Annotated in this window: 23 protein-coding genes; 17 read left to right on the forward strand and 6 right to left on the reverse strand. The window is 38.0% G+C overall.

Annotation, left to right across the window (positions count from 1 at the left end):
- Window positions 1-42: 42 nt before the first annotated feature.
- From AS180_RS10010 to AS180_RS10045, 8 genes are all read left to right on the forward strand, one after another.
- Window positions 43-585: a peroxiredoxin gene (locus AS180_RS10010; RefSeq protein WP_025909141.1), complete on the forward strand. Its 543-nt coding sequence runs from the start codon at window positions 43-45 to the stop codon at window positions 583-585.
- Between the two features lie 208 nt (window positions 586-793).
- On the forward strand, window positions 794-1,690 hold the full coding sequence (gnd, locus tag AS180_RS10015) for a phosphogluconate dehydrogenase (NAD(+)-dependent, decarboxylating) (protein WP_025909140.1): 897 nt from the start codon (window positions 794-796) through the stop codon (window positions 1,688-1,690).
- Window positions 1,691-1,823: 133 nt separating this feature from the next.
- Window positions 1,824-2,486, forward strand: a complete 663-nt coding sequence (locus AS180_RS10020; RefSeq protein WP_062686757.1) for a potassium channel family protein — start codon at window positions 1,824-1,826, stop codon at window positions 2,484-2,486.
- Window positions 2,487-2,592: 106 nt separating this feature from the next.
- A complete protein-coding gene (locus AS180_RS10025) occupies window positions 2,593-3,687 on the forward strand; it encodes a sensor histidine kinase (RefSeq protein ID WP_025909138.1) in 1,095 nt (364 codons plus the stop codon).
- Between the two features lie 24 nt (window positions 3,688-3,711).
- Window positions 3,712-4,344, forward strand: a complete 633-nt coding sequence (locus AS180_RS10030; RefSeq protein ID WP_062686758.1) for a response regulator — start codon at window positions 3,712-3,714, stop codon at window positions 4,342-4,344.
- 146 nt (window positions 4,345-4,490) lie between these two features.
- The gene (locus AS180_RS10035; protein WP_025909136.1) at window positions 4,491-5,423 is read left to right on the forward strand and encodes an ABC transporter ATP-binding protein; all 933 of its coding nucleotides are present in this window, start codon (window positions 4,491-4,493) and stop codon (window positions 5,421-5,423) included.
- A gap of 15 nt (window positions 5,424-5,438) precedes the next feature.
- Window positions 5,439-6,701 (forward strand): ABC transporter permease, encoded by a 1,263-nt coding sequence (locus AS180_RS10040; protein WP_025909135.1) that lies wholly within the window; start codon window positions 5,439-5,441, stop codon window positions 6,699-6,701.
- Entirely contained in the window at window positions 6,689-7,792 is a 1,104-nt protein-coding gene (locus AS180_RS10045; protein WP_156413471.1) for an ABC transporter permease, read from the forward strand. Before AS180_RS10040 ends, AS180_RS10045 begins: the two co-directional genes overlap by 13 nt.
- A 29-nt stretch (window positions 7,793-7,821) precedes the next feature.
- On the opposite strand, the gene rnjA is transcribed toward AS180_RS10045, so the two are convergent.
- Together rnjA and AS180_RS10055 are read right to left on the reverse strand one after the other, a co-directional pair.
- On the reverse strand, window positions 7,822-9,489 hold the full coding sequence (gene rnjA, locus AS180_RS10050; RefSeq protein WP_025909133.1) for a ribonuclease J1: 1,668 nt from the start codon (window positions 9,487-9,489) through the stop codon (window positions 7,822-7,824).
- A gap of 5 nt (window positions 9,490-9,494) precedes the next feature.
- On the reverse strand, window positions 9,495-9,704 hold the full coding sequence (locus AS180_RS10055) for a DNA-dependent RNA polymerase subunit epsilon (RefSeq protein ID WP_025909132.1): 210 nt from the start codon (window positions 9,702-9,704) through the stop codon (window positions 9,495-9,497).
- Window positions 9,705-10,283: 579 nt separating this feature from the next.
- Here AS180_RS10055 and AS180_RS10060 point away from each other — a divergent pair.
- Entirely contained in the window at window positions 10,284-11,066 is a 783-nt protein-coding gene (locus AS180_RS10060) for a Cof-type HAD-IIB family hydrolase (protein WP_025909131.1), read from the forward strand.
- A gap of 36 nt (window positions 11,067-11,102) precedes the next feature.
- On the opposite strand, the gene def is transcribed toward AS180_RS10060, so the two are convergent.
- On the reverse strand, window positions 11,103-11,657 hold the full coding sequence (def, locus tag AS180_RS10065) for a peptide deformylase (protein WP_062686759.1): 555 nt from the start codon (window positions 11,655-11,657) through the stop codon (window positions 11,103-11,105).
- A 152-nt stretch (window positions 11,658-11,809) separates the two neighbouring features.
- Complete coding sequence (locus tag AS180_RS21650) at window positions 11,810-11,923, reverse strand: YjcZ family sporulation protein (protein ID WP_076513034.1); 114 nt, start codon at window positions 11,921-11,923, stop codon at window positions 11,810-11,812.
- Between the two features lie 170 nt (window positions 11,924-12,093).
- On the opposite strand from AS180_RS21650, the gene AS180_RS10070 reads away from it, so the two are divergent.
- The 6 genes from AS180_RS10070 to AS180_RS10095 all read left to right on the forward strand — a co-directional run bounded on the left by AS180_RS10070 (window position 12,094) and on the right by AS180_RS10095 (window position 18,600).
- Window positions 12,094-12,744, forward strand: a complete 651-nt coding sequence (locus AS180_RS10070) for a YkyA family protein (protein ID WP_025909129.1) — start codon at window positions 12,094-12,096, stop codon at window positions 12,742-12,744.
- Window positions 12,745-13,314: 570 nt separating this feature from the next.
- Window positions 13,315-14,430 carry a pyruvate dehydrogenase (acetyl-transferring) E1 component subunit alpha gene (gene pdhA / locus AS180_RS10075; RefSeq protein WP_025909128.1) on the forward strand — a complete coding sequence of 372 codons (1,116 nt, stop codon included), beginning with the start codon at window positions 13,315-13,317 and terminating at the stop codon, window positions 14,428-14,430.
- 3 nt (window positions 14,431-14,433) lie between these two features.
- Window positions 14,434-15,411 (forward strand): alpha-ketoacid dehydrogenase subunit beta, encoded by a 978-nt coding sequence (locus AS180_RS10080; protein ID WP_025909127.1) that lies wholly within the window; start codon window positions 14,434-14,436, stop codon window positions 15,409-15,411.
- 103 nt (window positions 15,412-15,514) lie between these two features.
- A complete protein-coding gene (locus AS180_RS10085) occupies window positions 15,515-16,837 on the forward strand; it encodes a dihydrolipoamide acetyltransferase family protein (RefSeq protein ID WP_025909126.1) in 1,323 nt (440 codons plus the stop codon).
- A gap of 3 nt (window positions 16,838-16,840) precedes the next feature.
- On the forward strand, window positions 16,841-18,253 hold the full coding sequence (gene lpdA, locus AS180_RS10090; RefSeq protein WP_025909125.1) for a dihydrolipoyl dehydrogenase: 1,413 nt from the start codon (window positions 16,841-16,843) through the stop codon (window positions 18,251-18,253).
- Between the two features lie 104 nt (window positions 18,254-18,357).
- Window positions 18,358-18,600, forward strand: coding sequence for a hypothetical protein (locus AS180_RS10095; RefSeq protein ID WP_025909124.1), 243 nt, complete (start codon window positions 18,358-18,360; stop codon window positions 18,598-18,600).
- A gap of 79 nt (window positions 18,601-18,679) precedes the next feature.
- Here the strand turns inward: AS180_RS10095 and AS180_RS10100 are convergent, their stop codons facing one another.
- Complete coding sequence (locus AS180_RS10100; RefSeq protein ID WP_025909123.1) at window positions 18,680-20,203, reverse strand: glycine betaine uptake BCCT transporter; 1,524 nt, start codon at window positions 20,201-20,203, stop codon at window positions 18,680-18,682.
- A gap of 170 nt (window positions 20,204-20,373) precedes the next feature.
- Here AS180_RS10100 and AS180_RS10105 point away from each other — a divergent pair, with 170 nt between their 5' ends.
- Window positions 20,374-21,390 (forward strand): M23 family metallopeptidase, encoded by a 1,017-nt coding sequence (locus tag AS180_RS10105; protein WP_062686760.1) that lies wholly within the window; start codon window positions 20,374-20,376, stop codon window positions 21,388-21,390.
- Between the two features lie 382 nt (window positions 21,391-21,772).
- On the forward strand, window positions 21,773-21,898 hold the full coding sequence (locus tag AS180_RS21655; RefSeq protein ID WP_076513032.1) for a GapA-binding peptide SR1P: 126 nt from the start codon (window positions 21,773-21,775) through the stop codon (window positions 21,896-21,898).
- A gap of 38 nt (window positions 21,899-21,936) precedes the next feature.
- Here the strand turns inward: AS180_RS21655 and AS180_RS10110 are convergent, their stop codons facing one another.
- Window positions 21,937-23,412, reverse strand: a complete 1,476-nt coding sequence (locus AS180_RS10110; protein WP_025909121.1) for an aminotransferase class I/II-fold pyridoxal phosphate-dependent enzyme — start codon at window positions 23,410-23,412, stop codon at window positions 21,937-21,939.
- Window positions 23,413-23,513: the final 101 nt, after the last annotated feature.

Raw genomic sequence — 23,513 nt, forward strand, 5'->3', positions numbered from 1 at the left:
CAGAATAAACCTGAGTTTATTATTATGTTGGAGGGATGATTCATGCCAGAACGCATGGTAGCCAAGCAGGCCCCACGCTTTGAAATGGAAGCAGTATTGCCGAATAAAGAGTTTGGAAAAGTAAGCTTAGAAGAAAATATGAAACAAGATAAATGGACAGTTCTGTTCTTTTATCCTATGGATTTTACAAAAGTGTGTCCAACTGAGATTACGGCTTTATCAGATCGATACGATGAGTTTAAAAAGTTAGAGGCAGAAGTAATTGGCGTCTCAACAGATACTATTCATACGCATTTAGCTTGGATTAAATCAGATCGACGAGACAACGGATTAGGACCAGTTAACTATCCTTTAGCTGCAGATACAAATCATATTGTTTCACGTGAATATGGCGTTTTAATTGAAGAAAAAGGCGTAGCTTTACGTGGCTTATTTATTATTAATCCTCAAGGAGAACTGATGTACGCTGTTGTCAACCATAATAACATTGGCCGAGATGTAGATGAAACGCTGCGCGTATTACACGCTTTACAAACTGGGGAGCTTTGTCCTGCAAACTGGAAATCAGGACAAGCTACGTTATAAAAAAGCTTAGGGCAAAGATAAAAGCTTTCTTACAGCTAAAGTTCGGCTGAAGAATTAGTTAAAGCCAAGTGAAAATATATAAATGCTGGTGTTTCTAAAAAGTAGACATCAGTGTTTTTTATGTTTTGTTTAGAAAGTAGAAAATACGTTTGAAGATGACGAATTTATATCATACTAACGATAATTTAGTATTGAAGGAGGAATTTATATGCAAATTGGAATGATTGGTCTGGGAAAAATGGGAGCGAACCTTTCGCTAAACTTGATGGAACACAACCATGCAGTTGTAGCATTTGACGTGAATAAAGAAGCGGTTAAAACGTTGGAAGAACAAGGAGCTGTGGGGGCTCACTCAATAGAAGAATTAGTTAAAAAATTAGAAAAGCCAAAAGTAGCTTGGGTGATGGTACCGGCGGGAGATCTTACAGAAAAGGTAATAAATGAGCTTCAAGGCCTGCTTGATGAAGGAGATATTATTATAGATGGTGGAAACTCAAAGTACCAAGATTCTGTTCGTCGTGCTGAAAAAGCTCATCAAAAGGGGATTCACTTTTTTGATGTCGGAACCAGCGGTGGAATGGAAGGAGCACGAAATGGAGCCTGCATGATGATTGGTGGAGATAAGGAAGCTTTCGCTCACATTGAACCTATTTTTAAAGATATAAATGTGGAAAAAGGCTATCTGTATGCAGGAGATGCAGGAAGCGGCCACTTCTTGAAAATGGTACATAATGGAATTGAATATGGTATGATGCAAGCAATTGCAGAAGGGTTTGATGTGTTGGAAAAAAGTCAGTTTGATTATGACTATGAAGCTGTTGCGAGAGTATGGAACAATGGTTCTGTTATCCGCTCGTGGTTAATTGAGCTGATGGAACGTGCCTTTTCAAAAGATCCTCGTTTGGATGATATCCGTGGCGTGATGCATTCTTCTGGAGAGGGAAAATGGACGGTTGAATCAGCTTTAGACTTACAAGTTCCAACACCGGTTATTGCGCTTTCACTAATGATGCGCTATCGTTCATTAGAAGATGATACCTTTACCGGGAAAGTTGTAGCTGCTCTTCGAAATGAATTCGGTGGTCATGCTGTAGAGAAAAAGTAAAGGGAAATCTAAAAGCTGTGGAAATCCGCAGCTTTTTTTCTGCAAGCTGACATGTATAGAGAAAAGAAGTCTTACATTATGGTAAAATAAAGTAGTATATGGACTTCACTTGTTACTATATGGAGGATTTTTCATGAAAAAGGAATTTGCAGTAGTTGGATTAGGGAGATTTGGCGGTAGCATTTGTAAAACATTAAGTGATCAAGGTATGGAAGTACTGGCTATTGATACGGATGAAGAGAAAGTAAATGAGTATGCGAGCGTTGCCTCACATGCCGTAGTGGGAGACTCTACGGATGAAGGTGTACTAAAAGGTTTAGGCATTCGTAACTTTGATCATGTCATAGTAGCTATTGGTGATAATATTCAAGCAAGCATTTTAACCACGCTGATTTTAAAGGAGCTAGGCGTAAAGAAAATTACGGTAAAAGCGCAAAATGATTATCATGCTAAGGTATTATCGAAAATTGGAGCTAACTTTATTGTGCATCCAGAACGTGATATGGGAAGAAGAATTGCCAATAGTATGATTTCCAATAGCGTACTTGACTATCTAGAGCTATCTGATGAGCACAGTATTGTTGAGCTAGTTGCGAGTAAAAAAATGGCGGGAAATACGCTTATCGACTTAGATATTCGTGCTAAATATGGTATTAATATTGTTGCAATTAAGAGAAGCCAAGATATTATTGTCTCTCCACAAGCATCAGAGTCAATCAAACAGGGTGACATTTTAATTGTTATTGGTGCAGATGTAAATATTAATCGATTTGAGAATAAATTCGCAGATATGTAATGAAAACCTGCTTTCAGCATTGGAAGCAGGTTTTTGCTATGTATTTATAGAAAATATGGATTTTATTGGTGGTTTGCTAGTACAATAGTAAGCGGAGGAATGCAAGATGAAAACTTTTTTAGTGCAAACTACTATGTTTTTAGCGATATGGATTGCCCTTTTTTTTTCAATGTATCAAAGCGTAAATACTCTTGGATTACTTTTTTTAAGTTTTCTGTCCATGCTTATTTATTTTACAAAACCACTGTGGAGGCAGAAGCTAGGAAATCAAATGTGTCAAGTGTTGGTGCTGACAAGCTTAGGGTTCTTCTTATCGTTCTCCCCACTTTTAATGGCTCTTTTTCTGTATGTTAGTGTTGAAGCAACCAGTGAAGTGAAGGGACTTTCTTTTCGAATTTATGCTGGATGTACACTGATTGCTTTTTTACTTTTAACCTGGATTAAGTTAGAGGCCTTATTACTACCAACCATTATCATAACTGTGCTAATTGGGGTTGTTTTGTATCAATTAGGTGTAAGCAGGGAAGAAAAGCAACAAAAACAGCTTTTATATGATGAGCTTAGAGGTGAATATCGCTCTCTTAAACGAATGAGTTTGGAGGCAGATAAAGCGGCTCGAAATGAAGAAAGAACAAGAATTGCTCGAGATATTCACGATTCTGTTGGCCATAAATTAACGGCGTTATTACTAAATATTCAAGTGTTAAAGATGAGTCAAGAGTTAGAAAATGTACAGCTAGACCAATTAAAACGGTTAGCAGAAGAAAGCTTAGCCGAAACACGTCATGCTGTAAAGGAGTTGGATAAATCAACCTTACAGGGAGTAGCATCCATTGTTCATTTAATTAAAAAGTTAGAATCAGAGAGTCATATGAATGTTTCGTTTACAGTGAAGCAGCGAGTATTATCACTGACGCTGTCCAATACTCAAAGCGTCGCGTTATATCGCGCTATTCAAGAGGGATTTACAAACGCAATGCGTCACGGTAGTTCAAGAGAATTAGCAATTACTCTAATGCTATCACCAGTAGGAGATTTATCTTTCCAAATAAAAAACAGCATTGCACCTGATGCACCTCCTTTTCAAGAAGGGTTTGGGTTAAAGGCATTAAAGCAGCGGATTGAAAGTATCCGAGGACAAGTAAGCTACTTGCAAACACCTGAACATTTTTCTATAGAAGGCATCATTAAACTAAATTAAGGGATACAAAGAAGGTGAGTTTACTTGATTCATATTTTACTTGTGGAAGATCAAAGCATTGTTCGTTCAGGAATTAAAATGATGATTGAACAAGATGCTGCTCTGTGCGTGCGAGCAGAAGCGAGTAATGGAAAAGAAGCGTTAGAGCAGCTGGAGCGTCATATGATTGATCTTGTGATTATGGACGTATCAATGCCAATTATGAACGGAATTGAATCGACCCAGAAGATAAAAGCGCAGTGGCCAACAATACGGGTATTAATGCTAACGACCTTTAATGATAAAGAGTATGCTATGCAGGCTCTTCAATATGGAGCAAATGGGTTTATGCTAAAAACGGCTGACCCCGAGCATCTCATTCAATCCATTCATAGTTGTATGAACGGTGGTTTAAGTATTCATGATCACGTAACGGCTAAAATTATGCCAAGGTTATTAAGAAAAGAAGCAGCAGACCCTATACAGATTGAACTAACAAAAAGAGAAAGAGAGTTAGTCAAACTTGTAGGAGAAGGGAAAACGAACAAGGAAATTGCAGCAGAGCTTTATTTATCAATTGGAACGGTTAAAAATCATCTTACGCAAATTCTACATAAGCTAGAGCTGCGTGACCGCACGCAGCTGGCTATTTATGCTGTGAAAAATCACTTAGCGTGAAGAAATCTTCTGACAAGAGGTCAGAAGATTTTTTGTCATGTGACGGAGGTCATAGTTTGGAATAGAAGAAGTGACGGAAGTAAGTGGTGAAGGAAGTGTTGAATTTATAAGATGAAGTAAGAAAGAAAATAAAGGAGTGAAGCCTTATGCTAGAAGTCATCGAACTAAGTAAAGCATACAAAAAAGCGAAAGTAGTAAATAACATCAGCTTGTTTTTAGAACGTGGAGAAACAATTGGATTATTAGGGCCAAACGGTGCAGGAAAGTCAACGACCATTTCTTTGATTTCTTCTCTTATTAAACCGTCAAGCGGTGACATACGTATCAACGGGAAAAGCAGCGTAGAAGATCCAATTCATATGAGACAAATACTGGGCGTTGTTCCTCAAGAGCTAGCTTTATATGATGAATTAACGGCAAGAGAAAATCTCGACTTTTTTGGAAGAACTCAAAGAATGAAAGGAAAACAGCTAGCTGAAAAAGTGGATGAGATTTTAAACATGATTAGCTTAACCGACCGCCAGCATGATCGTGTAAAAATCTTTTCTGGAGGAATGAAAAGACGACTTAACATCGGTATTGCGCTTCTTCATAGTCCAAAGCTTTTAATTATGGACGAACCGACCGTTGGAATTGATCCACAATCTAGGTTTCACATTCTAGAGTCGGTTAAGCGTTTAAATCAGCACTATGGTATTAGCGTGATCTATACAAGTCATTATATGGAAGAAGTAGAACAGCTTTGTAACCGTATTTACATTATGGATAAAGGAAACATTATTGCTTCTGGTACAAAAGAAGAGCTTCGAAGCATTTTATCTTCTGAACAAATTATTCATTTTAAAGCAGATTGGATTAAAGAAGGACTTATTCATAAACTACAGTCTCACCCATCTGTATCAAAGTTAACGCATACGGATGGATCTGTTCAATTCTCTGTTCCAAAAAATGTGAATATATTAGCCGATTTGTTTAAGTTTGCTGAGGAACAAGAGATGATGATTTCCGCTGTCCAGATTGAAGCACCAACGCTTGAAGATGTGTTTTTACATTTAACTGGTCGAACGTTAAGAGATTGATGAGGGGGAATAAGGATGTTTTTTGCGCTTTTAAAAAAGCAGTTCATACAGTTTATTAGACGCCCTCAAGAACTTATTATTTTATTGTTAATGCCGTTTGTTTTAATTGTAATCTTAGGATTTTCTCTTGGAAGTATTATGTCTGATAAGCCTGGTTTTGAAGCCACTGTTGGGGTAGTTGTGAAAGGGGATGAAGAAGAAGAAATAGAACGCTTTAAAAAAGAATTAGCCCTGCAATCGTTACCTGAAGAAGCGAAGAAACAGGTGTTTACGACTGTTGATCATATGAAGCCAATAGAGTTTTTACTACAAAATACGTTTCAACAAAAAGAAGTAACGCAGTTTATTAAGATGAAACAGATTTCAGATACTGGGTTAGAAAAAGCCAAACGAAGCAATGAATATAGTGCAATTATGGTGTTTCCTGAAGGGTTCTCATACGGGGTATTACAAAATCAATTTTTAAAAAGAAACATCGAGAATCCACCGCTAACAATTATTCAAAATGAAGACAAATCAATTGGTGCCGATACGGTAACTAGTATAATAGAAGCTTATCAACAAAAGTTATCTCTGTACACTTATGCTAGTCAAGTAAATCCTGAAAAAGCAGGTAATATCGAAATAGTAGGTTCTTTAGGAGAAAAAGAAACGGCGAACAAAGAAAAGCCGCTTTCAGCTCTTGCTTACTATGCGATAGGCATGAGCATGATGTTTGTTCTCTATCTTGCTCCTAGCTTAGCTAAGAACGCTTATGTAGAAAAAGAAGCTCATAGCTTGTCGCGTATCATTCTTGCTAACGTATCGCCGACTCTTTATTATTTTAGTATTTTCTGTACAGGTTTCTTACTAGCTCTATGTCAATTGCTTATTTTGTATAGTCTCGTGGCAATATGCTTTGGAATTATATGGCCGAACTTACTGGCGTTTTTAACCATTACTGTTGCTGTGAGTATGGCTGTAGGAGGAATTAGCGCATGTCTATCTTCTGTGGTGCATCGCTGCAATTCAGAGGATATGGTTTCCATCTTTCGAAATGTAGTTGTTACGATATTAGCATTTTTGGGAGGTAGCTTTTTTCCTACTGAACAGCTTTCAAGCCAGCTTGCAAAAATTGGTGAAATAGTGCCAAACGGAGCTGGTACGCAAGCTTACTTACGCGTGTTGCAAGGAGAATCTATTCTGAATATTAGCGGGGAACTGTTTACGTTGCTTATGACGGCTGTCGTCATGTTTAGTACCGTCTGGTTGCTTGGAAGGAAGGTGTGGAAAAGTTGAATACGGTTTTAATTGGGCGATTTAAGCAGCTGCGTAGAAGTCCATGGGCGGTAGTGATGTCACTCTTTTTAGTTATTGTATTTGCGTACCTAATGGGAAAAGTTGATCAAACGAGTACTACTATCCTTGTATATAGTAAAGATCAACAAGTAAACGTCACATCTCTTATTCACGATTTAAACCAAACCCAGCACTTACTATTTAAAGAAAGCAATGAAAATGAAGCGCGAGATCAAGTAAAAGAAGGTAAAGCAGAAGTAGCTTTAGAAGCAGGGATAAATGATTTTAAGTTAATCTTAACATCAGAAACAACACTTATAGAAAAAGTAAATCAACATGTGAAAGCACATTACGAACAGCGAATACAAACCCAATCACTTGCGAAGCAGTTTACATCCAAAGAAGCAGGCATGATTAACAAAAAAATTGAAGAAGCTCCTATCTTTAAGGTTAATGTAGAAAGTATGCAAAAAACAGAAGGAATTATGCTTCAAGAGAATATGCAGGCGCTCTTTGGCTTTACGCTATTTTTTATCATATATACCATTGGATTTAGTGTGCTCAAAATTTTGCAAGATCGGAAAATTGGAGTCTGGGATCGCCTTCTTATTTCAAGACTTTCAAAAGTAGACCTTTATACAGGGAACTTAGTATATTCATTTTTAATTGCGTATGTAGAAGTCATTGTTATTTTTAGCACATTCCATTTTGGTCTTGGAGTAGATTTTAACGGTCGATTTGTACTTAGTTTACTCATCGTTATTCCTTACCTATTGGCAACTGTTGCTCTATGTATGTTTCTAGCAGGAGTGGTCAAGAGCATTGCTCAGTATCAAGTGCTTATTCCTCTATTAGCAGTGAGTATGGCAATGATAGGAGGGGCATATTGGCCTCTTGAAATTGTCACATCTCCAGTTATGCTGACACTTTCAAAGTTCGTACCGTTGACATATGGAATGGACCTTTTAAAGCAAGTTGTGGTCTATGATTATGCATGGCAAAAAATTGCGTACTCAAGCCTATTATTATGCATTATTACAGTGGTATTAATGGCTCTTGGAATTAATATTTTAGAGAAGAAACATACGTAAAAAGGATTCGCGTAAGCGAATCCTTTTTCTTATACTTCCATAATGATTGGTAAAATCATTGGACGACGTTTTGTTTTTTCATAGAGGAATGGAGCTAGTGTGTCTGTAATTTCATTTTTAATTTCAGACCACTGAGATGTACGGCGCTCCATTACTTTATTTAAGTGCTTTGTAATTAATGATTGTGCATCGTTAATTAAATCGCCAGATTCGCGCATGTAAACAAATCCACGTGAGATAATATCTGGACCCGCTGCAATTTTAAAGTCTTTCATGTTAATGCTAACAACGACGATTACAAGACCTTCTTCAGATAGAATACGACGATCTCGCAGTACGATATTACCAATATCACCAATGCCGCTTCCGTCAATATAAACAGAACCAGATGGGATTTTACCCGCTACGGATGCTTCGTTCTCGCTTAGTGCTAATACTTCACCGTTATCCATAATGAAGCAGTTTTCTTCTTGAACACCGCAGTCAGTTGCTAGCTTGATATGCATCTTTTGCATGCGGTACTCACCATGAATTGGCATAAAGTACTTTGGTTTCATTAAGCGAAGCATTAATTTTTGTTCTTCTTGTCCACCGTGACCTGACGTATGGATGTCATTCAGTTTACCATGAATAACTTCAGCACCAGCACGGAATAACATATCGATCGTTTTGCTTACACTTACTGTGTTACCTGGAATTGGTGATGAAGAGAAAACAACTGTATCCCCAGGGATAATCTGAATTTGACGGTGTGTACCGTTTGCAATACGTGATAAAGCAGCCATCGGTTCACCTTGACTACCTGTACATAAAATTGTTACGCGGTTAGCAGGAATACGATTGATTTGAGATGGTTCAATAAACGTATCTTTTGGACAAGAGATATAGCCAAGCTCCTGACCAATATCAATTGCTGCTTCCATACTGCGACCAAACACAGCAATTTTACGATTGTTTAATACAGCAGCTTCAACAACTTGCTGTAAACGATGAATGTTAGATGCAAACGTTGCGAAAATAATACGGCCTTCAACTTTTCGGAAAATGTCATGAATGCTGTCACCAACGCGACGCTCAGACATTGTAAAGTTAGGGATTTCACTGTTTGTACTATCTGATAGTAGGCATAGTACGCCGTCTTTACCGATTTCAGCCATCTTTGTTAAGTTCGCTGGTTCTCCAACTGGTGTAAAGTCAAACTTAAAGTCACCTGTATGTACAATTTGTCCATTTGGTGTTTTTACAACAATACCGTATGAATCAGGAATGCTGTGTGTTGTACGGAAAAACGTTACCGACGTCTTGCGAAACTTAATAACGTCGTCTTCTGTAATTTCATGAAGCTGTGCAGTTCTAAGTAATCCGTGCTCATCCAGCTTATTGCGTAGTAAACCTAACGCTAGCTTTCCAGCATAAATTGGAATGTTTAATTCGCGTAAAAGATACGGAATTCCACCGATGTGATCCTCATGACCATGTGTTACGAAAAGTCCACGGATTTTGTCTGCGTTTTTAACTAAATAGCTGTAATCAGGAATTACATAATCAATACCTAATAGTTCATCTTCTGGAAACTTAATTCCGGCATCGATAAGAATAATTTCATCTTGAAACTGTACGGCATAGGTATTCTTACCGATTTCACCTAGTCCACCTAGAGCGAATACCGCCGTCTGATTATTTTTTACAAATTTCATTTTTATCATATCTCCAATACTTTAAAATCTTCGCTGTGTTGCTCATATTCTAAGTAGTCTCCGTCCACTAGTTGAACAAATTCAATGTTAATTGAACGCGCTTTTAACTTTTTACGAACGTCGCGTTCAGACTCTCCTTCTACATAAACAGTTTGTGTGTTTTCACGAACTGGTACTTCTGTTAATTTTTCTTGAAAATATACTTTAAAAATCATAACTTCATTCTCTCCTTAAATCCGAAATTCAAATAACTTATTTTATTATAATATAAAATGTGTATGTATTTCATGTATTTTCTAAAGAAACTTGCTTTCACTACATTTTAGACATCAAAATAACACAAGTCAATTCGTTAAATGCAAAATAGGGACGATTTCTATCGATAAACTTAAATTTTATTGAAAAATTATACGAATAGCTAATATGAAATTATGACTATGTGAAAAAATTGACTGACTGGACTGCTTATTTAAATAGAAAATAAGGGCTATTCTATTTTACGATGCAGACACACGCCCTGCAAATGTATTGATAGAAAGCCCTTAAATCGTTAATTAAGCAATTGATTTTTTTCGTAATAATTCATTCCAACGTCTTAAAAGGCGCTTTCGAAAATCTTTTAGCATGAATCTCATCTCCTTTATATCTGATGAATGCCTGTCTATGTTTATAGTTGTAGTATATGAAAAAAGCGCATAGACTTGCGTGGTTATATATGGAAAGATGGAGAAAGTAGAAGTGGTTTGTTATAATGGCGTGAGAAACGAAAAAAAATAGAAAAGTTAGGTGAAACAATGGACAAAAAAATAGTGTTCTTTGATATTGATGGTACATTGTTAGATCATGATAAAAAATTACCTGAGTCAACAAAGCAAGCGGTAAATCAGCTCAAGGAAAAAGGTTATGAAGTAGCCATTGCTACAGGCCGAGCACCGTTTATGTTTAAAGAGCTTCGAGATGAGCTTGGTATCGATACATATATTAGCTTTAATGGTCAGTACATCGTATTAAATGGTGAAGTTCTGTATCAAAATCCATTAGACGTACAAGAGCTTCAAGCGCTCACCGCGTTTGCTGCTCAAAAAAATCATCCAGTCGTTTATTTAGATCATGATGATATGAGGTCTAATATTGAATTTCATGAACATATTGAAGCAAGCATTAGCACGCTAAAGCTTGGCATCACACATCCAATTCATGACCCTTTGTACTATGAAAACCGCGAAATCTATCAAGCGCTTCTTTTCTGTACGGATGGTGAAGAGAAGCCTTACGAAGAAAAATTTAAAAAATTTGATTATATTCGTTGGCATGAATTCTCAACGGATGTGCTTCCTGCTGGTGGATCAAAAGCAAAGGGAATTGAGGTTATGATCAATAAGTTAGGCTATAAGAAAGAAAATGTGTATGCATTTGGCGATGGCTTAAATGATATTGAAATGCTCTCGTACGTAGGAAATGGCGTAGCAATGGGAAATGCCCATGATGAAGTAAAAGAAGTGGCAAATTATATTACAAAAGACGTAGCTGATAACGGAATTGCACACGGTCTTCAACTTGTAGGATTACTGTCTTAACAGAAAAGTAGGAACCTGGACGGGTTCCTACTTTTTTTAGCGCATATAAGGGCTTGCATTTTCAGGTTCTTTAAACGGCTCTGCTTTATTAATATGGTCATAAAACATAACGCCATCAAGATGGTCAATTTCATGCTGAAAGACCACAGCTAATAGGCCTTTCAAACGGATTTTAACCTCTTCTCCTTCTAGCGTTGTACCTTTTACAGTAATACGAGCATACCTTGGGACATATCCAGGTATTTCTTCATCTACGGATAAGCATCCCTCACCGCTTGTTAAATACGTTTTTTCAACGGAGTGGCTCACAATTTTCGGGTTGAAAAGGGCATAGCTTTGCACGTTTCCACGCTCATCAGGTGCTTGAATAGCAATCATTCGCTTTGATACGTTGATTTGAGGAGCAGCTAATCCAATTCCAGGACGTAAATTATACTTGGCTGCAATTTCAGGGTCTTGGCTGTTTTGAACATACTCAAGTAGTTGTCTAAGCGTTTCTTTATCTTCAGATGTTGCTGGAAGCTTTACTTCTTGTGCTACTTTGCGCAGAGTAGGGTGGCCATCCCTAATAATTTTATCCATTGTAATCACTGTTCACATCTCCCTAACGATATATGGTACTAATAGTTATGACATATACTTGTCAGTTTAGTACTATAAAGTGTATCAAAAGACATATGAAAAGTCATCCGAGTTGCTATATGTAGAAGAGAAAGCCACTTGACTTTCTCTTTGTTAACTAATTAACAGCCGCCCCAACTGCAGCCAATAATAACAAGTAAAATAAATAGCACAATTAAAAGAACGAATTCTTTATTTGAACCGCCACATCCGTATCCATATCCTCCGTAATACATAACTAACACACTCCCGAACAGACAGAATCCCAAAAAACACAAACGATTTAACCGTTTTTTCTTGATGGGTTAGTATAATATATTAAAAGATAATAAAATGGTGTAGATGAATTGCTTAATTCGGGCAATAAAGATAAAATAGTGCTGGTATAAGGGAGGATTTACCAGGTATGAAGACTAAAAAAATAGTAAGTGCAATAGGTATAAGTATGATGCTTTTAGCAGGATGTTCAGCAGAAAGCGGAGACGAACTAGAAGTTTATAAAGCGCTTGAGAAAGTCGCTGATCAAGAGAAGCAGTTTATAAAAGAGCAGCAACCGATGACGGCACTCGAAGAAAAAGAAAATGTTCTATATGAAGAAATCTTATCAATTGGAATGAAAGAAAAAGAAAAAGTTGACGAAAAAGCAAGCGAAGCGCTCCAATTATTAGATGAACGAGAAGAACATTTAGTAAAAGAACAGGAAAGTATGCAGCGTTCAAAAGAAGAGTTTGAAAAAGCCAAAGAGAAAATCGAACTGGTAAAAGATGAAGACATAGAGAAGCAAGCCAACAAACTCGCTTCTTTAATGGAAAGTCGCTATAAGGCATACGACTTGATGTATGCTTCGTATGAAGAATCGGTGGAGTTAGACAGAGAGCTATACACAATGTTTCAAAAAACAAACGTGAAGCTAAACGATTTAGAAAACCAAATTTCTTCTATTAATGAGATGTACCAAAAGGTGCAGGAGAATAGTGAAAAGTTTAATCAAGCAACGGATGCTTATAATGAAGAAAAAAAGAACTTCTACAAAAAGGTGAAATCAGATCAAGAATAAAAGCAGGAAACACTCAAAGTAATAAGCATTGGCTGTTTTTTGATTTGATATACAACAGTATTCGACATGAATTAAATAGTCTGTAAAACGCTTTCATTCAAAGAGTTTGTAAGAAATTAAACGGTGATATTAAGCAGGTTTTTAAACGGTTATTATAAGACAAGTAGTACAGGATATGTTTGTGTAATAGCACAGATGGATTTAACATTTTTTAAAAGTGTAATAAGGCAAAAAGCTTAAATTTATAAGCGTAAATAGATTGACGAACCGTTTTAATGTGGTGTACACTATTTAGCGTAGTAAGTGTTGTATTAATCATTTTGTTGAAATAATTAATACAGTTTAACGGAATGAAAGTTTCGCTTAAACTTTCCTTTTACTTAAATGTTTGAATCGAGTGCGCCCGGGAATACATAAAACATGTTGAAATACGTAGCGGACTCAAATGGAATTCTAGTCGACAAAAAATGACTTTTAGGTGCTTGTTTTGGGTATCCTAGCAATGTGTATTTTTTTGTTTGATTAGCACATTGAAAAGTAAGGCTTAAATGAAAGGAAGAGGTGACTTAGATGGCTGCTAAAACTAAAAAAGCTATTATTGATGTATCAAAGCAACTTGATAAAATTGCTGAGCAGTACCAAACGTTCCAAATTCTTAATGAAGAGGGCGAAGTAGTAAATAAATCAGCAATGCCAGATTTATCTGATGAACAATTAAAAGAACTAATGACTCGTATGGTGTACACACGTATTCTTGATCAACGTTCAATTTCATTGAACCGTCAAGGTCGTTTAGGTTTCTATGCACCAACAGCTGGTCAAGAAGCTTCTCAAATTGCATCTCATTTTGCATTAGAGAAAGAAGACTTCATTTTACCTGGATACCGTGATGTACCACAATTAATCTGGCACGGTCTTCCATTATACCAAGCGTTCTTATTCTCTCGTGGTCACTTCCACGGTAACCAAATGCCAGAGGATTTAGGCGCACTTTCACCACAAATTATCATCGGTGCACAAATCGTTCAAGCAGCGGGTGTTGCATTAGGTCTTAAAAAACGTGGTAAAAAAGCAGTAGCAATCACTTACACTGGTGACGGTGGAGCTTCACAAGGTGACTTCTACGAAGGTATGAACTTTGCAGGTGCGTTCAAAGCTCCAGCAATTTTTGTTGTTCAAAACAACCGCTTTGCGATTTCAACACCAGTTGAAAAGCAATCTGCTGCTAAAACAATTGCTCAAAAAGCAGCTGCAGTAGGTATCCCAGGGGTACAAGTGGATGGAATGGATCCATTAGCAGTTTATGTTGCTGTAAGCGAAGCTCGTGAGCGCGCAGTAAACGGCGAAGGTCCAACATTAGTTGAAACATTAACTTACCGTTATGGTCCACATACAATGGCTGGAGATGACCCAACACGTTATCGTACAGCAGAGCTTGATACTGAGTGGGAAAAGAAAGATCCACTAGTACGTTTCCGTAAATTCTTAGAAGCTAAAGGCATCTGGAATGAAGAAGAAGAAAACAAAGTAATCGAGCAAGCTAAAGAAGATATTAAAAATGCAATCAAAAAAGCAGATGACTATCCAAAACAAAAAGTTACAGACTTAATGGATATCATGTATGAAGAAATGCCTTTCAACTTGAAAGAGCAGTATGAAATCTACAAAGAGAAGGAGTCGAAGTAAGCCATGGCGCAAATGACATTGATTCAAGCAATCACTGATGCGTTACGCACAGAAATGAAAAACGACGAAAACGTATTAGTTTTTGGTGAAGACGTTGGCGTAAACGGTGGAGTATTCCGTGCAACTGAAGGTCTTCAACAAGAATTCGGTGAAGATCGCGTTTTCGATACACCACTTGCTGAATCTGGTATCGGCGGTCTTGCTGTTGGTCTATCGACTCAAGGTTTCCGTCCAGTACCTGAAATTCAATTCTTCGGTTTCGTATTTGAAGTTCTTGATTCAATTTCTGGTCAAGCAGCTCGTATGCGTTATCGTTCTGGCGGTCGTTGGAACGCACCAATCACGTTCCGTTCACCATTCGGTGGCGGCGTACACACACCAGAACTTCACGCTGATAGCTTAGAAGGTTTAGTAGCATCTCAACCTGGTTTGAAAGTTGTAATTCCTTCAACTCCATACGATGCAAAAGGTCTTTTAATTTCAGCAATTCGTGACAACGATCCTGTTGTTTACTTAGAGCACATGAAATTATACCGCTCATTCCGTCAAGAAGTACCTGAAGAAGCTTATACAATTGAAATTGGTAAAGCTGATGTAAAACGTGAAGGTACTGACGTTTCAATCTTCGCTTATGGTGCAATGGTTCATTCATCATTAAAAGCAGCTGAAGAATTAGAAAAAGAAGGCGTATCTGTAGAAGTTGTTGACTTACGTACAGTTCAGCCTTTAGATATCGAAACAATCATCGCATCAGTTGAAAAAACTGGTCGTGCAATTGTTGTTCAAGAAGCTCAAAAGCAAGCTGGTATCGCTTCAAACGTTGTAGCTGAAATCAATGACCGCGCAATCTTAAGCTTAGAAGCTCCAGTATTACGCGTAGCTGCTCCAGATACAGTATTCCCATTCTCTCAAGCAGAGGGCGTTTGGTTACCAGACCACAAGGATATTGTAGCAACTGCTAAAAAAGTTCTTGAATTTTAATTGATTGTTACTCTATAGAAATCAGCAAAATGCTGATTTCTATTGTAAATAAGGTATAAAAACCAACTAAACATATTGCAACTAACTAGGAGGTTGAAGACACGTGGCATTTGAATTTAAACTGCCGGATATCGGTGAAGGTATCCACGAAGGTGAAATCGTAAAATGGTTCGTAAAAGCTGGAGATGAAATCGATGAGGATGATGTACTTGCCGAAGTACAAAACGACAAAGCTGTTGTTGAAATCCCATCTCCTGTAAAAGGTAAAGTATTAGAAGTTAAGGTTGACGAAGGTACAGTAGCAACTGTAGGTCAAGTTATCGTAACTTTTGATGCTCCTGGTTACGAAGATCTAAAATTCAAAGGCGACGATCATGACGACGCGCCAAAACAAGAAGCTCCAAAAGAAGAAGAGCAAGTTCAAGCAACAGCTGAAGCTGGACAAGACGTAGAAAAAGCAGCAGCTAGCGCGCAACCACAAGCTGAAGTAGATCCAAACCGCAAAGTTATTGCTATGCCTTCAGTTCGTAAATATGCTCGTGAAAAAGGCGTAGACATTAAAGCAGTTCCAGGATCAGCTAAAAACGGCCGTATCGTAAAAGAAGACATCGATAGCTTCTTATCTGGTAGTTCAACTGCAGCAGCTTCAACAGCAACTGAAGAGGCTCCAGCGGCAACTGAGGCAGCACCAAAAGCTACAGCTACAGCAATTCCAGAAGGTGACTTACCAGAAACTCGTGAGAAAATGAGCGGTATTCGTCGTGCAATTGCAAAAGCAATGGTTAACTCTAAGCAAACGGCTCCTCACGTAACATTAATGGACGAAATTGATGTTACAGCACTTGTTGCACACCGTAAGAAGTTCAAATCAGTAGCAGCTGACCAAGGTATTAAATTAACATTCTTACCTTATGTTGTTAAAGCATTAACTTCTGCACTTAAGAAGTTCCCAGCTCTTAACACATCTATTGATGATTCTACTGATGAAGTAATCCAAAAACACTACTACAACATCGGTATCGCGGCTGATACTGAAAAAGGTCTTTTAGTACCTGTAGTGAAAAATGCTGACCGCAAGTCTGTATTTGAGATTTCTGACCAAATTAATGACCTTGCTGGAAAAGCACGTGAAGGTAAATTAGCTCCTGCTGAAATGAAAGGCGCTTCTTGTACAATCACAAACATCGGTTCTGCTGGTGGACAATGGTTCACTCCAGTAATTAACCACCCAGAAGTTGCAATTCTAGGTATCGGACGCATTGCTGAAAAACCAGTTGTACGTGACGGTGAAATTGTAATTGCTCCAGTATTAGCATTATCTCTAAGCTTTGACCACCGTATCATTGATGGTGCAACAGCCCAAAACGCTCTTAACCAAATCAAGCGTTTATTAAATGATCCAGAATTATTATTAATGGAGGCGTAATAAATGGTAGTAGGAGATTTCCCAATCGAAACTGATACTCTTGTCATTGGTGCTGGCCCTGGTGGTTACGTTGCAGCAATTCGTGCAGCTCAACTAGGACAAAAAGTAACAATCGTTGAAAAAGGTAACCTTGGTGGTGTGTGCTTAAACGTTGGTTGTATTCCTTCAAAAGCATTAATCGCAGCAGGTCACCGTTTTGAAGAAGCAAAACACTCAGAAGATATGGGTATTTTTGCTGAAAATGTAACTGTTGACTTCACAAAAGTTCAAGAGTTCAAAAACGGCGTAGTAAACAAACTTACTGGCGGTGTTGAAGGTTTACTTAAAGGTAACAAAGTAGATATCGTAAAAGGTGAAGCTTACTTCGTGGATAGCGAAACTGTACGTGTAATGGATGAAAATTCTGCACAAACGTACAAGTTCAAAAACGCAATTCTTGCAACTGGTTCTCGTCCAATCGAGATTCCAGGATTCAAATTCTCTGAGCGCGTAATCAACTCTACAGGTGCATTAGCGCTTAAAGAAGTTCCTAAAAAATTAGTTGTAATCGGTGGAGGTTACATCGGTACTGAGCTTGGTACTGCTTATGCTAATTTCGGAACTGAAGTAACATTTGTTGAAGCAGCTGATGAAATCTTAGCTGGTTTCGAAAAACAAATGAGCTCTCTTGTAAAACGTAACCTTAAGAAAAAAGGAAACGTTGAAATCTTCACTAAAGCTATGGCTAAAGGTGTAGAAGAAACTGCTGATGGCGTTAAAGTAACGTTTGAAGTTGGTGGAGAAGCAAAAACAGTTGAAGCTGATTACGTATTAGTAACAGTTGGTCGTCGTCCAAACACTGACGAGCTTGGTCTTGAGCAAGTTGGCGTAAAAATGACTGACCGCGGTGTAATCGAAACTGACAAACAATGCCGTACATCTGTAAGCAACATCTATGCAATCGGTGATATCGTTTCTGGACCACCACTTGCACACAAAGCTTCATACGAAGGTAAAATTGCTGCTGAAGCAATCGCTGGTGAACCAGCTGAAATTGATTACTTAGGAATTCCAGCTGTTGTATTCTCTGAGCCTGAGCTTGCGAGCGTGGGTTACACAGAAGCACAAGCGAAAGAAGAAGGTTTAGCAATTCAAGCTTCTAAATTCCCATTCGCAGCTAACGGACGTGCACTTGCACTTAACGCTGCAGAAGGATTCTTAAAGCTAATCACTCGTAAAGAAGATGGCGTTGTAATCGGTGCTCAAATTGCTGGTCCAAGTGCATCTGACATGATCGCTGAACTTGGTCTTGCAATCGAGAGCGGTATGACTGCTGAAGATATTGCATTAACAATTCACGCTCACCCAACATTAGGTGAGATTACAATGGAAGCAGCTGAAGTAGCAATCGGAAGCCCAATTCACATTGTAAAATAATAGATGAAAAAGCTCGTGCCTCCGGCATGAGCTTTTTTGTTGTAAAACGTGGTCAAGCTGCATATAAGTGATGTAAGTGCCGTTATAAAAGTGAGGAATGAGCGATGGTTAAACCTTTTTTGTACAGCTTGCAGCTTATGATTTGGAGCGGCTATGCGACAGTTGAGCTTTTATCAAAACGTGATGAATTAACAGCAAAAATTATTCTTTTCTTTGTATTTGCCTATTTAGCATATGGAATTGCTAAAATGAATGTACACTCGAAGAAAAAAGCGTTCTTTGTGACGTGTAGCTCGCTCTTTGTTTTTTTTCTAGGCTACACCGTCATTTTTTTATTTATTAGATGATAATAAAAGGACTATTTCGTTTAATGTGAAATTATAACATAGTAAAAGAAGCATTCCGAAAACGGGAATGCTTCTTTTCTTAAATTTTTTTAGGATGTACATCTGCTTTTTTTAATTCTTCTCTAAACGATTTGATGAGTGAGAAGACCGTGAGTACCAGTACGATTGAAAATGGTAATGCTGCAATAATGGCGGCTGTCTGAAGCGCATCTAATCCACCAGTCCAAAGCAGGATAACCGCAGTTAAAGTTTGAATCATACCCCAAATAAACTTCACAGAATTTGACGGGTTTAAGTCACCATTCGTCGTTTGCATGCCGAGAACAAATGTTGCAGAGTCGGCTGATGTAATAAAGAAGGTAGCAATCAAGCAAATAGCGATAATTGACATAACCGTTCCTAATGGAAATTGTTCTAATACATAAAACAGAGCTACTTCTGAGCCTCGCTCGTTAATGACATCCATAACTGGTATGTTTTTAAAGAAGTCTAAATGAATGGCTGATCCACCGAATACAGAAAACCATAGGCCACCAAATATTGTTGGGACGGCTAACACACCAATTAAAAACTCTCGAATCGTACGTCCGCGAGAAATGCGAGCTATAAAAGTTCCAACAAATGGAGCCCAAGCAATCCACCAAGCCCAGTAGAAAATCGTCCAGTCCTGAACCCACGTGTTGTTATCAAACGGACTTAATCGGAAGCTCATAGATGGTAAATACTGAATGTAAGACCCGATTGTTGTGACGAATAAGTCCATTATAAAGTTTGTAGGACCCGCAAATAGTAAGAAAAGCATTAAAAGAATAGCTAATAGGATATTAATGTTACTTAAATATTTAATTCCTTTATTAAGACCCGTTTGAGCGGATAACATAAATAGTACCGTAACAATAATAATGACGATTAGCTGTGTAGTAAAGTTGTTATCAATGGCTGGAGATAAGTAAGCCATTCCACCTGTAATCTGAATGGCTCCTAACCCAAGTGATGTGGCTACGCCAAACACAGTTGCAAACACGGAGATAACGTTAACAAGAGTACCTAACCCTCCGTCTACGCGCTTACCTAAAAGAGGACGTAAAATATTGCTAATTACAAAAGGATATCCCTTACGAAATTGAAAGTACGCAAGTGCCAAAGCAAGCACTGAATAAATAGCCCAAGGATGTAATCCCCAATGAAAAAAAGAATATCGCATTGCTGCTCGAGCGGCTTCTGCTGTATTTCCATCTCCAGAAGGTGGGGTATGAAAATGGTTAATAGGTTCAGAAGCGCCCCAGAATACTAAACCGATCCCCATCCCTGCACTAAACAGCATGGCAAACCAGGATATATAACTATATTGAGGTTCATCCTCTGTCTTACCTAATTTGATATTTCCATACCGTGAAAAAATTAAAAATAGTGTAAAGCCTAAAAATAGGGTAGCGGCTAATAGGTAATACCAACCGAATTTTTCAATAATAAATTGATGAATAGCACTGGTAACAGGCGTTAAAGCGGCATTTCCTAGCGTGCTTTCTGGAATGACTCCCCAAATAATAAACAAAGCCGCAATAATCACAGAAAACAGAAACACTGGCGTCAGCTTTTTCAATTAGCTCGCACTCCTTTCGTGAAAAAACCTCTTATGTACAGTTTCTCTTTTAACCTTTTTTACTATACATGAAACCATTTTTACACTTTCCTCGTGCAGTACGATTCATCTTTCGTTTAAGACAATGTCAAAGAGGACAAAATGACGTAATAATAGAAAGGGGAGTCCGTATGAAAAAAAGAGTGTGGCTTACGGTAGTTGTTTTAATGGCATGTACCGCTTTTTTATTTATGAAGTTAAGCACGGAAGAAAAAGCAGGATATGTATACAGGGAAGGAAAGGCCTATTTAGATATGACGATTCAATCGGCGGCTTATGATTCTACATACAGCCCGGTCGACCGTCAGCTTCAGCTTGTTGTCGCGGATAACGTTTATATGTTTATTGAAAATGTTCCCGTCGTCCAAATTAATAATGAACTTTTTCCACTCGCTGAACAAGATTTTTTCATTCAAAACAATCGAGCGTTTATATCAGCATCGTTCTTAGAAAAACAAGAACCTAGCTACGTTAAACTTAAAGCAGCGTATGCTATTTTAAAGTCATCTCAATCAAGCGAAAAAGCAGCTCAAGCAGTTAGTACTAAGCAGTTTACAAGAGAAGAAGTGATGCAGTATATGAGTGGGTTAACACCACCACTAGAAAACGCTAAAGCTGATACGTTTCCATCTCATTTGCCAGGAGCTGATCGTACATATCGCCATGGTTTCCATGAAGGGTTAGACTGGTATACATACTCAGCGGGCGTAGTTGTCAATAAAGAAACTGAAGTGTATGGAATGGGAAAAGGCAAAGTGGTACGAGTGGATCATAATTATAAGCCGTATGAATCCGTGGAGCAACGAAACAAAGATTTAGCATATTGTAAAGAGGTTCAAAAGACTCCTGCTTATATCCTGGATAAGCTACGTGGTAGACAAGTATGGATTCAGTATGACAATGGCATGCAGGCGCGATTTGCTCATCTAGATCAAGTCGATGAAGAGTTAAACGTGGGTGATACTATTACAAAAGATACGCTAATCGGCTACGTTGGAAATTCTGGTACAAGCGGAGAGGTGCAAAAAGATAATACAGAATTACATTTGCATGTAGACTTGTTGATTAACGGTACCCTGTTTTGGAAAGGGTTATCACAAGAAGACGTTAAAGATGTATTAATTAGCCAACTGAATAATAACGAATAGCTCATCCTATAAGAGATTGAGACATAAGTAGTTCAGCCCCTACTATACCTGAACAATTGAGAGTTCACAACTTTTAATCGCTCAGGTTTTTTTTGATTGGGAAAAACCAGTTTGGAAACAGGGTGGAATGGAGCGTAGCGCAATGGAACGAATGTGTTCAGACAAACTAAAGAGATGGGAACAGCTAGTGTTCGTCTTTTAGAAGCAATCATTTTGTTATATCCCAAACTCTTTTTTTACGTTTGAATGTCGAAAAAAGGCGGTCGAAAAATTAAATGTGACATACTATTTTAGTATTGACAGAATAAATGTTACATACTATTATAATATCAAGAAGAATAAAACGCTTTCAAAAATCTTTGAAACCAAAGGGGAGTTACACATGGGAACTATTGTATGTCAAACTTGCAACTGCACAATTGAACATTTTGAAGATGAGAAAGTGACGCGGCTATATTCAAAATGTAAAGAGGGAGAATGTCAAGCAGTCCATGAAGATTTAGACTAATAAATAGAAAAAGGTGCGCATTATAGCGCACCTTTTTGTTATTGAATTGCTTTATGTTCTTTAATTACACGTAATGTTTTTAACTCAAAATCTTCCGGTCCTTGAACGGGTAGACCAGCTTCTAGGTTTGTTTGAATATAACTCAGATTCTCTTCCGTAATAATTTCTCCAGGAATAAAGATTGGAATTCCCGGTGGGTATACCATTACAAACTCAGCGATAATTCGGCCAGCTGATTCATGAAATGGCACAACTTCGGTTTCAGCATAAAAAGCATCGCGAGGAGTAACTGCTAAGACTGGAATATCAGGTAGTAAAATAGCTGGTTTTGTTGCTTTTTCAGCTAAGTGATGAACTTCTCTTGACAGCTGCTGTAAAGCGGTAAGTAAGCAATCGATGTCTTCCTTACTATCTCCTGGTGTTACAATACATAAAACATTATATAAATCAGACATTTCCACTTCAATATTGTACGTCTCGCGCAGCCACTTCTCTACGTCATATCCTGTAATACCAAGGTCTGATACGGAAATAATAAGCTTTGTAGGATCTAGGTCGTACGTTGCTTTTGTCCCTAAAATCTCTCGACCAATACAGTGAATATGCTCAATCTTGTTAAGCTCTGTACGAGCATATTCAGCCAGTGCAATAGCTTGATTAGCTAATTTTTCGCCTTCTGTGGCTAATCGCTTACGAGCTACGTCCAAAGAAGCTAGTAGCACATATGATGTAGATGTTGTTGTTAACATACTTAGGATTGCTTGAACACGCTGTGGCGATACAAGCCCTTCGCGAACGTTTAAAATAGAGCTTTGAGTCATTGATCCCCCAAGCTTATGAACACTTGTAGCGGCCATGTCTGCGCCTGCTTGCATAGCTGATAGCGGTAATTCATCGTGAAAATGAATATGAACACCATGAGCCTCATCAACCAAAACAGGTACCCTATAAGAGTGAGCAACTTCAACAATTTTACGTAAGTCACCTGAAATTCCAAAGTAGGTAGGATTAATAACGAGTACCGCTTTTGCATCAGGATGCTGAGCTAGCGCTTTTTCAACTGCATCAGTCGTAATTCCATGAGAAATACCGAGGTTTTCATCGATTTCAGGATGAATGAAAACAGGCGTAGCTCCAGAAAAGACAACGGCGCTCATAACGGATTTATGAACGTTTCTAGGAACGATGATTTTATCTCCAGGCCCACAAGTTGTCATGACCATTGCCATAATAGCCCCGCTTGTTCCTTGGACAGAAAAGAAAGTATGATCTGCTCCGAACGCTTCAGCAGCTAAGTCCTGAGCTTCTTTAATAATACCTTTTGGCTGATGTAAATCATCAAGTGGTCCAATGTTAATCAAATCAATTGAAAGTGCGTTGTCGCCAATAAAATCTTTAAATTCAGGGTCCATGCCATTTCCTTTTTTATGACCAGGAATATGAAACTGAATGGGATTTTTTTTTGCATGTTCCACTAACCCTGTGAATAATGGAGTTGAGAATTGAGAAGTCAACTTTGCTAAACACCTCTTTAATAAAAATAATGAGCGGAGCCAGCTTTTGTACGAAGGTCTCCCGTGCGCTATATTGCTATAACTAAGAATCAGTGAAGATT

The organism is Priestia veravalensis (assembly GCF_001457055.1).
Taxonomy (GTDB): Bacteria; Bacillota; Bacilli; order Bacillales; family Bacillaceae_H; genus Priestia; species Priestia flexa.